Annotated in this window: 11 protein-coding genes; 6 read left to right on the top strand and 5 right to left on the bottom strand. The window is 70.6% G+C overall.

What is annotated here, in order from left to right:
• Positions 1-69 precede the first annotated feature (69 nt).
• From ABT061_RS39745 to ABT061_RS39755, 3 genes are all read left to right on the top strand, one after another.
• Entirely contained in the window at positions 70-726 is a 657-nt protein-coding gene (locus ABT061_RS39745; RefSeq protein WP_350927947.1) for a DUF6461 domain-containing protein, read from the top strand.
• 194 nt (positions 727-920) lie between these two features.
• On the top strand, positions 921-1,439 hold the full coding sequence (locus ABT061_RS39750; RefSeq protein WP_350927949.1) for a SigE family RNA polymerase sigma factor: 519 nt from the start codon (positions 921-923) through the stop codon (positions 1,437-1,439).
• Positions 1,426-2,829: a hypothetical protein gene (locus ABT061_RS39755; protein ID WP_350927951.1), complete on the top strand. Its 1,404-nt coding sequence runs from the start codon at positions 1,426-1,428 to the stop codon at positions 2,827-2,829. The genes ABT061_RS39750 and ABT061_RS39755 overlap by 14 nt, the downstream gene beginning before the upstream one ends.
• 151 nt (positions 2,830-2,980) lie before the next feature.
• On the opposite strand, the gene ABT061_RS39760 is transcribed toward ABT061_RS39755, so the two are convergent.
• The 3 genes from ABT061_RS39760 to ABT061_RS39770 form a co-directional block, all read right to left on the bottom strand.
• Entirely contained in the window at positions 2,981-4,207 is a 1,227-nt protein-coding gene (locus tag ABT061_RS39760; RefSeq protein WP_350927953.1) for a hypothetical protein, read from the bottom strand.
• Between the two features lie 205 nt (positions 4,208-4,412).
• Complete coding sequence (locus ABT061_RS39765) at positions 4,413-7,394, bottom strand: bifunctional [glutamine synthetase] adenylyltransferase/[glutamine synthetase]-adenylyl-L-tyrosine phosphorylase (RefSeq protein ID WP_350928007.1); 2,982 nt, start codon at positions 7,392-7,394, stop codon at positions 4,413-4,415.
• Between the two features lie 207 nt (positions 7,395-7,601).
• The gene (locus ABT061_RS39770; RefSeq protein ID WP_350927955.1) at positions 7,602-8,303 is read right to left on the bottom strand and encodes a type 1 glutamine amidotransferase; all 702 of its coding nucleotides are present in this window, start codon (positions 8,301-8,303) and stop codon (positions 7,602-7,604) included.
• A gap of 186 nt (positions 8,304-8,489) precedes the next feature.
• On the opposite strand from ABT061_RS39770, the gene ABT061_RS39775 reads away from it, so the two are divergent.
• Positions 8,490-9,353 carry an alpha/beta hydrolase gene (locus tag ABT061_RS39775; RefSeq protein WP_350927957.1) on the top strand — a complete coding sequence of 288 codons (864 nt, stop codon included), beginning with the start codon at positions 8,490-8,492 and terminating at the stop codon, positions 9,351-9,353.
• A 115-nt stretch (positions 9,354-9,468) separates the two neighbouring features.
• Here the strand turns inward: ABT061_RS39775 and ABT061_RS39780 are convergent, their stop codons facing one another.
• Both ABT061_RS39780 and glnA2 read right to left on the bottom strand, forming a co-directional pair.
• A complete protein-coding gene (locus ABT061_RS39780) occupies positions 9,469-10,194 on the bottom strand; it encodes a hotdog fold domain-containing protein (RefSeq protein ID WP_350927959.1) in 726 nt (241 codons plus the stop codon).
• 297 nt (positions 10,195-10,491) lie between these two features.
• Positions 10,492-11,853 carry a gamma-glutamylpolyamine synthetase GlnA2 gene (glnA2, locus tag ABT061_RS39785; protein ID WP_350927961.1) on the bottom strand — a complete coding sequence of 454 codons (1,362 nt, stop codon included), beginning with the start codon at positions 11,851-11,853 and terminating at the stop codon, positions 10,492-10,494.
• A gap of 183 nt (positions 11,854-12,036) precedes the next feature.
• Here glnA2 and ABT061_RS39790 point away from each other — a divergent pair, with 183 nt between their 5' ends.
• Both ABT061_RS39790 and ABT061_RS39795 read left to right on the top strand, forming a co-directional pair.
• Positions 12,037-12,882: a terpene synthase family protein gene (locus tag ABT061_RS39790; protein ID WP_350927963.1), complete on the top strand. Its 846-nt coding sequence runs from the start codon at positions 12,037-12,039 to the stop codon at positions 12,880-12,882.
• A 35-nt stretch (positions 12,883-12,917) separates the two neighbouring features.
• Positions 12,918-13,463 carry an EF-hand domain-containing protein gene (locus ABT061_RS39795; RefSeq protein ID WP_350927965.1) on the top strand — a complete coding sequence of 182 codons (546 nt, stop codon included), beginning with the start codon at positions 12,918-12,920 and terminating at the stop codon, positions 13,461-13,463.
• Positions 13,464-13,487 lie beyond the last annotated feature (24 nt).

The following is a 13,487-nucleotide window of genomic DNA, read 5'->3' on the forward strand; positions in this document are numbered from 1 at the left end:
CCCCCCGGGGAAAGTCGGTGGCTCTTGCCAAGATGATCAGAACTTCCGCCGCCCTAAGGAGACAAGAACTTGGGCACTTTCGGCAAGGAAAAGGCCACCACCAGTGATTATGTGTGGTGGGGTCAGTCTCGCTGGCCAGAGTTCTGCTTCACTTTCATCGCCGGGCTCGCGCCTGAAGAGGTGCTCCACCGGCTGCGGTTGACCGAGGACCGTGAGCAGGAAGAGTTTGCCACCATTGAAGTCGGCCGGGCCAACGGTGGATCGATCATGGTGGAGTGGGCCGGCCACGCCGGAATTCTCCGCGACCTGGTACGCGATCTGTCCCTCGGCACGTCAATGGCCAGCGTCACACGCAACGTCAACCACCACTCCCACTTCATCCACGCCATCGACGGCCGGGTCGTCGCGAACCTGGATCCCATGTTCCCCAATTGGACCTACAGCGACGAGCCAGAACGACTACGGCAAGACCTCGACGAACTCGGCATGCTCCCACAACCGGGCCCCGATGATGATGACGATGACGGCTTCTTCGCCCACTACATCGAGGCCGCGCTGGCGCTCGCCGAAAGGCGCACCGGCGTCCGTCTAGAACCCCGCCACCTTCAGCCAGGCGCCCTTCCCCACCGCGCCTCGATCGCCCGTTACTACGACCGGCCTGACGGCACATTCCCAGAGTCGGCCCGATACTCCGACCAGCATGCTTCAGACAACCACTTGAAGTAATGACGAACCGGCCCGCTCAACCGAACACGCGACACTTCGATAAGCGAGCATGCCAATCCCAGAGGCCTACTCGTCTGGGAGTGTGACCGCTTGGGACCGTGGCCGAGAATCCGGTGGCCGGAAACCTGGTCATGCCTGGAAACCCTTCGCGCGGGGCCGGGCGTATGAACGGGTATGAGACCTAAGACGGCCGCGTGAGCGGTCACGAGGGGTTCACCGAGTTCGTCGCGGCGCGGGGAGCGAGCCTGTTCAGGATCGCTCACCTCACCTGCGGGTCCCGCGACGAGGCCGAGGACGTCCTGCAGAGCGCGCTGGAGAAGGCCTACCACAGCTGGGGCCGCCTGCACGCGGGAAGTGACCCCGAACCCTACGTGCGCCGCATCATCGTCAACACCGCCATCAGCCGCGCCCGCCGTCGCGCGATCTTGCGGATCTTCCTGACCGACTCGCCCCCGGACACTCCGGCGCCCGACTCCCTGAGCGGTGTCGAGCTCCGCCAGGTCCTGATCGCCGGTCTCCGGAGCCTGCCGCCACACCAGCGCGCCGTACTGGTCCTGCGCTTTTTCGAGGACCTGACCGAAGCCCAGACCGCCGAGATCCTCCGCTGTTCGATCGGAGCGGTCAAGAGCCAGACGTTCAAGGGACTGGTCCGTTTGCGCGCCCTGATCGGCGCCGACCTTCACGAGGAGGCGTTTCCCCATGCCGAACATTGAGAACGAACTTCGTCTGGCCATGGTCGAGGAGACCTCCGCGCTCGGCGTACCCCCTGGCCTCGCCCACAGGGTCGTACAGGGCGCGAACCGAGGAAGGAGAGCTCGCAGAACGGCTGTGGCCCTGGTCGCCGCGGCCGTGCTGGCGGCGGCCGTACCCGGCTACCTGGTCGTGGCGGACCGGAGCGGCGTGGCCTCCCCCACCCAGGCGGTGGGCGTGGACGGCGTCAAGGTCGGTTATCTGCCCGCGGGTCTCGGCGCCCCCGTACTGGCGAGAGCCGACGCCGGAGGTCTTCGCGGCACCGGCGCGACCTGGGGTTCGGGGGACGACCTCGTCCGCGTCACGGTCTACCAGGACCCGGCCTTCCACGTCGGGGGAGCCGAGCGCGTGCTCGGCGGGATCAAGGGCGCGCCCGAGACGCTGCCGGGAGTCCTCGTCGCGAAGGTGCGCGGACGCGGGGCGTTCACCCGGGCCGAGGGGGACGACCTGGTCTGGGAGGAGCGGTCCGGCCTGGTCCTGCGCGTCACGGTGGGCGCCCGACACCGGGACGACCTGCGGAGGATCGCCGATGGTCTCATCCCCAAGGATCCGACCGGCGGAGTCTTCCAGGGGCTGCGCGTCACCTACGTTCCCCCCGGCCTGCACCTGACGGACCCCTTCTCCGTGATCGACCGGACCGGGTGGACCGAACTCGGATGGAGCGGGGACGACGGCGCCTCGATCCGGCTCCTGGCGGTGCGCGGGGTGAGCGCCGCGGACGCGGAGACATTGCTCACCTGGGCCAGGACCCGTCAGAACCTGTACACCGCCACCCCGGAAAAGGTTCGCGGCAAACCCGGATACCGGGCCGACGGGGGCGGCAGGGGCGCCTCGCACACGCAGATGCGCCTGTGGCTGGAGAAGCCCGGTCTCGGATACGTCGTGGAGGTGAACCAGGGCCTCGCGACCACACTGGACAGGATCGTGGAGGGTCTCATCCCCGCCGAGCCGCCGTCCACCTCCGGTGACGCGGTCGACCACGTCGCCGTCGCCTACCTGCCTCCCGGCCTGCGGCGGGTCGCCGGGGAGACGGCGCGGCTCGGCAAGGGCTGGAGCGCGAAGGCCGGACGCTGGTCGGACGGCTCGCGCGATGTCGAGGTCACCGTGGTACGCGGCGCAGTCCTCCATGGCAGCCAGTGGGTGGACGAGTTCTTGCGCGGGGTGAAGCGGGAGTCCGTACGCACGGGAAGGCCGCTCATGGGCATACGGACCACCGATCCGGATGGTCGCCGAGGAATCTTCTTCGAGAACACGGAGGTCGCCGTCCACGTCAAGGTCGATCCCGCCCTGGCGGACAAGCTGGACAAAATCATCCTGGGGATCCGCGTCCCGCCCCTGTCTTACTGGCCCTAGTGAAAGGTCTGGAACGACAATGCCAGGGCCTTCCCGTGGACCAAGAGCGCCGACCAGACCATCGGCCGGATCTGCCGCTACTGCGACAGGATCTCCGGAGCAGCTCACCAGGGGCGGTCGCCCCGGGCACCGGACAGCGGCACGGCCAGGCCTAGGAACGGTTGCCCCGGACGCCGGTCAGGCGGCGCAGCACGTCCCACCAGAACGAGGCGCCGAACAGCAGCGCCACCATGGTGAGCAGGTAACCCGGCCAGTGGCCGGGGGTGACGAGCCGGTCCCACCAGGCTGCGCCGTTCCAGTGAAAGGAAGGATCGTCGGAGCCGTCGGGCGGGATCGTGATGCTCACGATCGCGTGGTCGAAGATCTTGACCAGCGCCGGGGAGCTGAGGGACTCGGTCACGCACTGGTACGGCTCGGCGAGGCCGCTCCCTGCTCCCGCGCACTTGTCCTTCAGCGCGGCGTACCCCTCCCCACCGCCGCCCGCGATGGCGGCCACCCCGGCGCGGTAGGCGTTGTCGCGCAGCAGGGTCTTGCCGTACTCCAGCGCGTCCATGCTGAACAGCAGGGTCAGCACCAGACCCAGCGCGAACACCACCCACCTGACGTAGCGGGCGTAGAGGGTGGACAGGCGCTGCATCTCCCCGTTGAACCAGTCCTCGACGCCCTGCCGGAACTTCTGCGCGTCCCGCTGGGCACCCTGCCAGACGCCCTTGAGATGGCCCGCGAGCGGGCTGCGGATGGCCTCCAGCTTGGCGAGCAGGCCGTCGACCCCGCCCTCCTCCGCGGCGACCAGCTCCATGACGGCACCGGAGAACCGCTCGGGCGGGATGTTCGCGATGCTGGTGCGGGTGCCCTTGGGGTGGTCGATCTCCTGGAGCCGTTCGTACAGCCGCGCGGTCATGTCGACCGCCGGCGTGGGCGGCTCCGCGCGGTCCTCGGCCGCGGGCCCACCGACGCCCGCCTCGTCGGGTCCGATCTCCCCGGCGGTCTTTCCCGCGACGCCCTCCGGGGCGATCCCTTCGGCGATCTCCGCCGAGACCTTCTCCTCGGCGTTCTCGGTGGCCAGGACCGTGGCGGAGTCGACCCGCATCGGCTCGACCACGGCGGGCGCCGGATCGGGACTGTGCGCCGGGCGCGGATCGTTACCGGAGAAGGGCAGCTTCGCGAAGACGTCGGCCACCTTCGACGGGATCCACGATCTGCCCTCCTCCGACGAGCCGTCCAGGGTGTCCCTGAGATAGGCCCACAGGAACTTGCTGCGGATCCCGAGCAGCCGGACGATGGCCTCGTTGATCCCGCTCACCAGGAGCGACAGGAGCAGGAAGGCCAGGATCAGGCCGATGGCCAGATCAATGTAAACCGATATCAAAAGGATCACCCGGACCGTTGATACACGCCCGCCCCCGGCGGCGCAACGAGATCACCGAAACGGGTCGGTTTTCGTGACGATCCAGGTCGGGTGACAGGCATCCACTCCACCCGGAGGGACGGAGATCCTCGCCCGCCGCGCGGGCTTCGGGTGGGCCGCCGCCTCCTCGCGCGTGGCCGGAACAGGTGCCGGTCCCATCCGGCCGCGAGAACGGTCAGTCCTCGTAGAAGACGCGCTCCACGACCCGGCGGGCCCGGCGGGTGGCTCGGCGGTAGTCGTCCACGAAGTCCTCCGTACCGTCGGGCGGGTAGCCGAGGGCGCGGGCGATGAGCATGCGCTCGCGGGCGTCCACCGGGATCGTGTCCGAGGCCCGGCCCCGGACCACCACGATGGCGTCGCGGATGCGGGAGGCGAACCGCCATGCCTCGGCGAGCATCGCCTCGTCGGCCTCCGCGAGCAGGCCCTCGGCGACCGCCGCGCCCAGGGCCTCCAGGGTGCGGGTGGTCCGCAGCGCCGGGAGGCGCCCGGCGTGGCGGAGCTGGATGAGCTGGGCCACCCACTCCACGTCGGACAGCCCGCCGGGGCCGAGCTTGGTGTGCAGGGCGGGATCGGTGCCGCGCGGGAGCCGTTCGGCCTCCATCCGGGCCTTGAGCCTGCGGATCTCCAGCACCGCCGCCTCGGAGATGCCCTCGGGCGGATAGCGCAGCGGGTCGGCCAGGTGCAGCAGGCCGACCCCGAGCTCGGCGTCCCCGGCGGAGAAGCGGGCGCGCAGCAGTGCCTGCGACTCCCACGGCGAGGACCACCGCTCGTAGTAGGCCGCGTACGAGGCCAGGGTGCGGACCAGCGGCCCGGCCTTGCCCTCGGGGCGCAGGCCGGGGTCGATGAGCAGCGGCGGGTCGGGGGCGGGCAGGGCCAGCAGCCGGCGTAGCTCGTTGGCCACCTCGAACGCCGTCTCGGTGGCCGCGCGCTCGGCCGTCCCCTCCAGCGGAGAGTGCACGAACATCACGTCGGCGTCACTGCCGTAGGAGGACTCGATCCCGCCCAGACGGCCCATCGCGATCACCGCGAACCTGGTGCCCAGCGGGGTACGGCGTTCCATCTCGACCTTGTCGATCGCGGCGTCGAGCGCGGCCTGGATCGTCACGTCGTTGAGCCCGGACAGCGTCTGGCCGACCTCCTCGATGTCGATGAGCCCGGCGAGGTCGGCGACGGCGGTACGGAGCAGTTCCCTGCGGCGCAGCCCCCGGACCGCGGCCACCGCGCCCTCGGCGTCCCCCGGATGGCGGGCGACCACGGTCCGCGCCTCCGACAGCAGCGCCTCGGCGGGCCTGGGGGCCAGCTCGGTGTCCGAGCCGAGCATCGCGACCGACTCCGGTGCGTGCATCAGCAGTCCCGTCACGTAGCGACTGGTACCGAGCATCCGGGCCAGCTGCGAGGCCACCGCGGTCTCGTCGCGCAGCAGTCGCAGGTACCACGGGGTGGAGCCGAGCTTGTCGGAGACCTGACGGAAGCCGAGCAGGCCGGCGTCGGGGTCGGGGGCGTCGGCGAACCAGCCGAGCATGACCGGAAGGAGAGTGCGCTGGATCGCGGCACGGCGGGAGACACCCGTGGTCAGCGCGCTGATGTGGCGTAGCGCCCCGGCCGGGTCGGTGTAGCCGAGCGCCTCCAGGCGGGCCTTGGCCGCGGCGGTGGAGAGCCGGTCCTCGGACTCGGGCAGCCGGGCCACCGCCTGCAACAGCGGCCGGTAGAACAGCTTCTCGTGCAGGCGCCGCGCCTCCATGGCGTGCCGCCGCCACCTGGTGGTGAACTCTCCCACCGGGTCGGCGGTCATGCCCAGGCTCCTGCCGAGGCGGCGCAGGTCGGCGTTGCCATCGGGCACCACATGCGTGCGGCGGAGCCGGTGCAGCTGGATGAGGTGCTCGACCTGGCGCAGGAAGGTGTACGCCTCGGCGAGGGCCTTGGCATCGTCCCTGCCCACGTAGCCGCCGCGGGAGAGGGCGGCGAGCGCGGGAAGCGTGGCACGGCGGCGCAGCAGCGGGTCGAGACGGCCGTGGACGAGCTGGAGCAGCTGCACCGCGAACTCGATGTCGCGCAGCCCGCCCGGCCCCAGCTTGAGCTGGCGCTCGGCCTCGCCGCCGCGGACGTGCTCCTCCACCCGGCGGCGCATGGCCTGCACGTCCTCGACGAACTTGTCCCGGGTGGCGGCCTGCCAGACCATCTCGTTCACCGCGGCGACGTACTGCTCTCCGAGTTCGGTGTCACCCGCGACCGGCCGTGCCTTCAGCAGTGCCTGGAACTCCCACGTCTTGGCCCAGCGCCGGTAGTAGGCCAGATGGCTGGCGAGGGTGCGGACCAGCGGCCCGGCCTTGCCCTCGGGGCGCAGCGCCGCGTCGACCTCCCACAGCGCCCCTTCCGGGGTACTGGTCGAACAGGCGCGCATCATGCCCTGGGCCAGCCGGGTGGCGAGCTTGATGGCCCCGTGCTCGTCGAGGGAGTCGTCGGCCCCCTCTCTCGGCTCGGCCACGAAGACGACGTCGACGTCGCTGATGTAGTTGAGCTCGCGTGCCCCGCACTTGCCCATGCCGATGACGGCCAACCGCACCGCCCCCGCCTCCGGGTGCTCCGACCTGGCGACGGCGAGCCCCGCCTCCAGCGCGGCCCCGGCCAGGTCGGACAGCTCGGCGGCCACCTCCGACAGCGAGACGGCCCCGGTGACGTCGCGCGCGGCGAGGTGGAGCAGGCGGCCCCGGTAGGCGACGCGCAGCGCCGAGAGGGTGGCGGTGGAGGCGTCGGCGGCCCTCGGCTCGGGGTCGTCGGGCTCGGCGCCGACCGCGAGCAGCAGCTCCGCGCGGAGCTCCCCCTCGCCCGGGCGCTCCATCGCCGACACCCCGCAGAGCAGGCGCCAGTGCTCCGGGTGCCTGACGACGTGGTCGCCGAGCGCGGCGCTGACGCCGAAGACGCCGAGCAACCGGGCACGCAGCCCGGAATCCGATCGGAGCGCTCCAAGAACGCTGGGGTCCTGCTCGGCCAGCCGGTTCAACGAGGTGAGCGCCAGGTCGGGATCGGCCGCGGCGACCAGCGAGGTCAGCAGGTCGATGTCTCCGAAGGCCTCCGGCCCCAATTCGTCGAGCAGCCGCTCGGCCCTGGCCCCGTCGGCGAAGCCGAGCCTGGCCAGACGCCCGGCGGTCGTCTGCATCCGGGGCACGGTCTCCACCGACCCTCCATGGTCCTCGATCACAGGCACGGGTGCCCTTCCTCAATCCTTACCCCGAGCGATCAAAGGTGCACGCCCCTCGCGGTCGCGTCGGCCTCGGCGCGCACCTCGGGCATTCGGAGCGTCGCCGCACAGGCTAATCCTGAAACTGTGCGGCGTCGTTAGCGGATTCGGAACGTAATCGCTCAGTCACGCGGTTTGGACGGCGGTGGCGAATCGCTCGGCGAGCGGCCTCCAGGCGGCGACGAGCCGCTCTCTGTCCTCCTTCACCTGCGTGTTGAGCTCCTCGACCGGGTGGCCCAGGTCGGTCAGACGGTCGGCCGAGCCGGCCGTCCAGCCGGCGAAGATCTCCGGGGTGGCCTCGGGGTGGAACTGCACCGCCCAGGCGTTCTCCCCCAGCCGGTAGGCCTGGTTGGGGTAGGGGTCGCCGGTGGCCAGCGGCACCGCGCCCGCGGGGAGCCGCGTGATCGCGTCGCGGTGGTACTGGATGGCGGGAGCGGGGGCGAGGCCGGTGAACAGCGGGTCCGCCCCGGCGGCCGGCAGCGGGACGACCTCGGTCGCGCCCACCTCCAGCCCGTGCTCTCCGCGCTCGACGGCGCCACCGCAGGCGAGCGTCATGAGCTGGGCTCCCAGGCAGATTCCCAGGGTGGGCACGCCCGCCTCGACACAGCCGCGGATCAGGTCTCGGGTGGCGGGCAGCCAGGGGTACTGCTCGTCCTCCCAGGCCGCCGCCTCGCCGCCGAGGACGATCAGCCCGTCGGCGGCCCGCTCGGGCACGGCCTCGCCCAGGTAGGGCCGGACGATCTCGCAGGCGACCCCGGCTCCGGACAGCCATTCGGCGAGGAACCCGAGGCCCGCATCCGCCTCGTGCTCGATGACGGTAATTCTCATACGGCAATTATGGGCTTAAACGGATACAAGAGCGGACGTAAGAAACCGGAGAACCGCCGCCCCTGAGCGGAGCACCCGCCGCCGTCACGCGCTCGGTGACCTGACCGGATCCAGATACATTGCCGAAGGGCCGCGTTCCCCCCTTCGCCGGAAGCAGGTGGAGGTCTCCAGTTCCAAGGAGTAGCGATGAATCCCGTCCTGAGTGATGTCGAGGTCCCCGGCGGCGCGCTGCGCGTCGCCAGGTTCGGAACCGGGCCGCGCGTGATCGTGGCCGTGCACGGCATCACCGCCTCGCTCATGTCCTGGACCGGCGTCGCCCGCAGACTGCCCGCCGAATGGTCGCTGGTCGCGATGGACCTGCGCGGCCGCGGCCACAGCGCCGGGCTCCCCGGCCCGTACGGCCTGGCCGGGCACGCCGAGGACGTGAACCTCGTCGCCCGGTCCGTGGGCGCGGAGTCCGACATCGTGCTCACCGGCCACTCAATGGGCGCCTACGTCACCGCGCTCGCCGCGGCGGGCCACGACTACGCCAAGGTGGTGCTGGTCGACGGCGGGCTCCCGCTGCCGATGCCTCCCGGCGCGGACCCCGACGCGGTCATCGAGGCCACGCTCGGGCCCGCCGTCGCCCGGCTGGCCCAGACCTTCCCGAGCGTCGACGCGTACGTGGACTTCTTCAAGGCCCACCCGGCCTTCGTCGGCGCGTGGACCGAGGAGGCGGAGGAGTACGTCCGCTACGACGCCTCGGGGCCGGAAGGCGCGGTGCGCTCGCGGGCGCGGCAGGAGCCGGTCCGCGAGGACGGCCGGTGGATGCTCACCGAGGGTGAGGCGATCGGTGCCGCGCTGCGGGCGATCACCTCGCCCCTGTCACTGTTGCGCGCCCCGAGGGGGCTGCTGAACCAGCCGGTCGGCATGTTGCCCGACGAGCTCGCCGCCGAGTGGACCGCGCGGGTGCCCTCGCTGAAGGACGAGCTGGTCGAGGACTGCAACCACTACACGATCCTCTTCGACGACCGCTGTGCCTCGCTGATCGCCGATCGTCTCACCCGTTGACCGTAGGGAACGACGGCCACCCGTACCAGGCCCTGCCCGACCGATCCCGCCGTGGCGAGGATCGGTCGAGCGGGTCTCGTAAGGCGGCCGCGGGCGAAGGACCCGGGGGCAGGACCTAGGCGGGAGCGATCCAAACGGCCTTGGCGGCGGCGACCAGGGTGCCGTCGGCCTCGTAGATGGCGCTCTCCCCGAAGAGCTTGCGTCCCTCGCGGCCGCCGGCGCGGGCGACGACGGAGTAGGTGCCGCCGGGATAGATCCGGCGGTGCAGCCGCGCGGTCAGCCGGCCGAGCAGGGCGAACTCGCCCGGCTGGAAGTGCGCCCAGCCGGTGGGGCAGTCCAGGGCGGCCCAGACGATCGCGTCGGGGACCGCGCCGTCCTCGTCGGTGACGGTCATCGGGACCCGCCAGCCGGCGGCGATCAGGCCGGTGCCGGACACCGGGCCCGGGAAGATCCGCAGGCCGTCACCGGGATCGCGCAGACCACACGCGAAGCAGCCGGGGAAGGCGTGTTCGACGAGGCCGGCGAAGCCGCCCTCGGCCCGCGCCGCCTCGTTGAAGGGCACGAAGGCCGGTACGTCGAACTCCTCGGTGACCGTGATGGCCTCGACGAGGAGCCTCTCACCGTCGGTGAGGGTCGTGGTGTTGGCGAGGTGGCGCAGGGACAGCTCGGTATCCAGTGGCGTGGGCGCGTGCAGCGTGACCTCGACAGCCGAGTCGTGCCGGGCGCCGTGCAACGCCTCGGAGACCGTGCCCGCGATCCATCCGCCGTTCGCGGAGCCCTCGGGGCCACGGAAACGCGCCGGAACGGTCAGCACGGTCTGCAGCTCGGCAGCCGTCGTCATGCCGCACCTCCTGTCGCCTTTTATGGCGATTAATCCTCAAAAATAACGGTATTCGGACTAACCGATTTTACCGGACTGCTTGTACATACAGCCAACTCGGGGTCGATGACGCCTCGATTAGCAGCGGGTAACACCGGTATGACGTTCGGCGGGCGGCGTCGGATTACCCGTCTCCGCGGCGTGTCGGCACGCCGCCGGCAACGACCGTGCGGCACGGTCCGCGCGGCACGGTCCGCGCGGTCGTTCCGGGCACGACGGGAGCCCACGACGCCCGCCGTGCCGGCAACGCGGAAGCGGCTAGAGAACCGGCAGGTAGCGGCCGAGCTCGAACTCGGTGACCTGGCGGCGGTATTCGTTCCACTCGGCGCGCTTGTTGCGCAGGAAGTAGTCGAAGACGTGCTCGCCGAGGGTCTCGGCGACGAGCTCGCTGCGCTCCATGACCGCGATGGCCTCGTCCAGCGACTGGGGCAGCGGCTGGATGCCCAGCGCCCTGCGCTCGGCCGAGGTCAGCGCCCAGACATCGTCCTCGGCTCCGGGGGGCATCTCGTACCCCTCCTCGATTCCCTTCAGACCGGCCGCCAGGATCACGGCGAAGGCCAGGTAGGGGTTGCAGGCGGAGTCGAGCGAGCGGAACTCGATGCGGGTCGAGCCGCCCTTGTGCGGCTTGTACATCGGCACCCGGACCAGGGCCGAGCGGTTGTTGTGACCCCAGGAGATGTAGCTCGGGGCCTCGCCGCCGGCTCCGGCGATCGCCTCGGCGTCGCCCCAGAGCCGCTTGTAGGAGTTGACCCACTGGTTGCAGACCGCGGTGATCTCGGCGGCGTGCGCCAGCAGACCGCCTATGAAGGAGCGGCCGATCTTGGAGAGCTGGTAGTCGGCGCCCGGCTCGTAGAAGGCGTTACGGTCGCCCTCGAAGAGCGACATGTGGGTGTGCATGCCGGAGCCGGGATACTCGGTGAAGGGCTTGGGCATGAAACTCGCCCAGATGCCCTGCTCCAGCGCGACCTCCTTCATGACCAGGCGGAAGGTCATGATGTTGTCGGCGGTGGTGAGCGCGTCGGCGTAGCGCAGGTCGATCTCCTGCTGACCCGGACCGCCCTCGTGGTGGCTGTACTCGACGGAGATGCCCATCGACTCCAGCATCATGATCGCGTTACGCCGGAAGTCGTGGCCGGAGCTGTGCGGGGTGTGGTCGAAGTAGCCACCGCCGTCGATCGGCTCGGGCCGCTCACGGCCCTCCGGCCGGTTCTTCAGCAGGAAGAACTCGATCTCCGGGTGGGTGTAGAAACTGAAGCCCATGTCGGAGGCCTTCGACAGGGTGCGCTTGAGCACCCAGCGCGGGTCCGCGTGCGAAGGCGAGCCGTCCGGCATGAGGATGTCGCAGAACATCCGGGCCGCCCCCGGCGTCTCGCTGCGCCACGGAAGGATCTGGAAGGTCGACGGGTCGGGCTTGGCGAGCATGTCCGACTCGTAGACCCGGGCGAAGCCCTCGATCGCCGAACCGTCGAAGCCGATGCCCTCGGCGAAGGCTCCCTCAAGTTCGGCCGGGGCGATGGCCACCGACTTCAGGAACCCGAGCACATCGGTGAACCACAGCCGGATGAACCGGATGTCGCGCTCCTCAAGGGTGCGGAGAACGAACTCCTGCTGGCGGTCCAAGGCTTCTCCTTCATTGCTGACGTGCTGCGACACGCCTGGTGTTCTATCAGTTTGCCCGCTAAGTGTTTCGCACACGTTACGAGGAAGAACAGTGAGATGCGCGTCGCGCCTCCGCTCGACAGACCCCGTCTCCTCTTACAGTGTGCGACCGGAGCCGCTGGAAGTTCGATCCGGGGGGAAACGATGATGCGCACTGAAGTTCACGAACCACCGTACGCGGTCTCGTCACCGGTCAGGCTCACCGAACGCCTCGCGGCATTGGCGATGCCCTGCCCCGTCCACCCGTCGATACACCTGGTCGAGGCCGCCGCGTCCGACTGGGCCCACGCGGCCGGGCTGACCCCCGACCCCGCCGCCTCCTGGCTGGCCGGGCGGGCGTTCGCCCGCTGCGAAACCCGCGCGGTCACGCTGCTCGCCCGCTGGCTGACCTGGGAGGCGCGCCTGCGCGAGGAGCCCGCGGCGCTCACCCCGGTCCTCGCCGTGGCCGCGGGCGGCGAGCCGGGCACGGCACCGCTGACGCGGGCCTTCGCCGGTCTCTGGGGGGCGTGCGCCCCCCGGATGAGTACCGCGTGGCGCGAGCGCTTCACCGCCGGACTGGCCGGCGGCGCGCATCCGGACGGCGAGCACGCGAACGCCTTCGGCCGCCGGCTGCTGGACCTGGTGGAGCCCTGCTACGGGGTGGAGGTGCCCACCCCGGTACGGCGGAGCCCGCGCTGGCGGGCGCTCGTCGAGGCGAGCGGCGACGTGACCACCTGGTGCGCGGAGGCGGCGGCCGAACACGACGGCGCGAGAGGCGCCTTCCTGGAACGCTCCAACCAGATGGCAGAGGAGCGGGTGATCGACCGCGTGGCCACCCGGATGGAGGAGCTGTGGACGGCGGCCCGCGCGATCCCGGCGCTCACCGAGCGGCACGATCTCGGCTTCGCCGCCTCCCGGGAGGTGACGCGGGTGGCATGTGCTTTCTTGACCATCCCGAGGGCTTATCTGGAGTGGCTCCTGGAAACGCCCCGCTATCGTCACTTAGGGTAACAGTTCGAGTTCATCAAGTGACGACGGAGTAAACGATGAGCACCAGGCTCCTCAATCGCAAGCTTGACCGTGCCTTCGAGCACATGGACGTCGACGGCAGCGGATCGATCGAGCGCGAGGACCTTCTCGGTCTCGGAGCCCGGATCCTCGTCGGCTTCGGTGAGTCGCCGACCTCCCCGGCCGGCAGCAGGCTCGCCCAGGGCTTCGAGGGGATCTGGCGGACACTGGCCGCGGAGATCGACACCGACGGCGACCGGGCGATCTCCCCGGAGGAGTTCCGCGCCGGCATGACCTCCGCGTTCGTCGAGGGCGACCGGTTCGACGCGGTCTTCGGACCCGCGGCCGAGGCGGTGGCCTGGCTGTGCGACACCGACGGCGACGGCGCCGTCGGGCCGGACGAGTTCTGGGTCATGATGGCCGCGTTCGGCACCTCCCGCGAGGACGTGACGGCCGCCTTCGAGCGGCTCGACGGCGACGGCGACGGCGCGGTGTCCGTGGGCGAACTGGTCGAGGCGACCCGGCAGTTCTACACGGGCACCGATCCGGACGTGGCCGGCAACTGGCTGTTCGGTCCGCTGTAGTGGCTCTCACCCCGACGTTCGGCG

Source organism: Streptosporangium sp. NPDC002544 (genome assembly GCF_040295965.1).
GTDB lineage: Bacteria > Actinomycetota > Actinomycetes > Streptosporangiales > Streptosporangiaceae > Streptosporangium.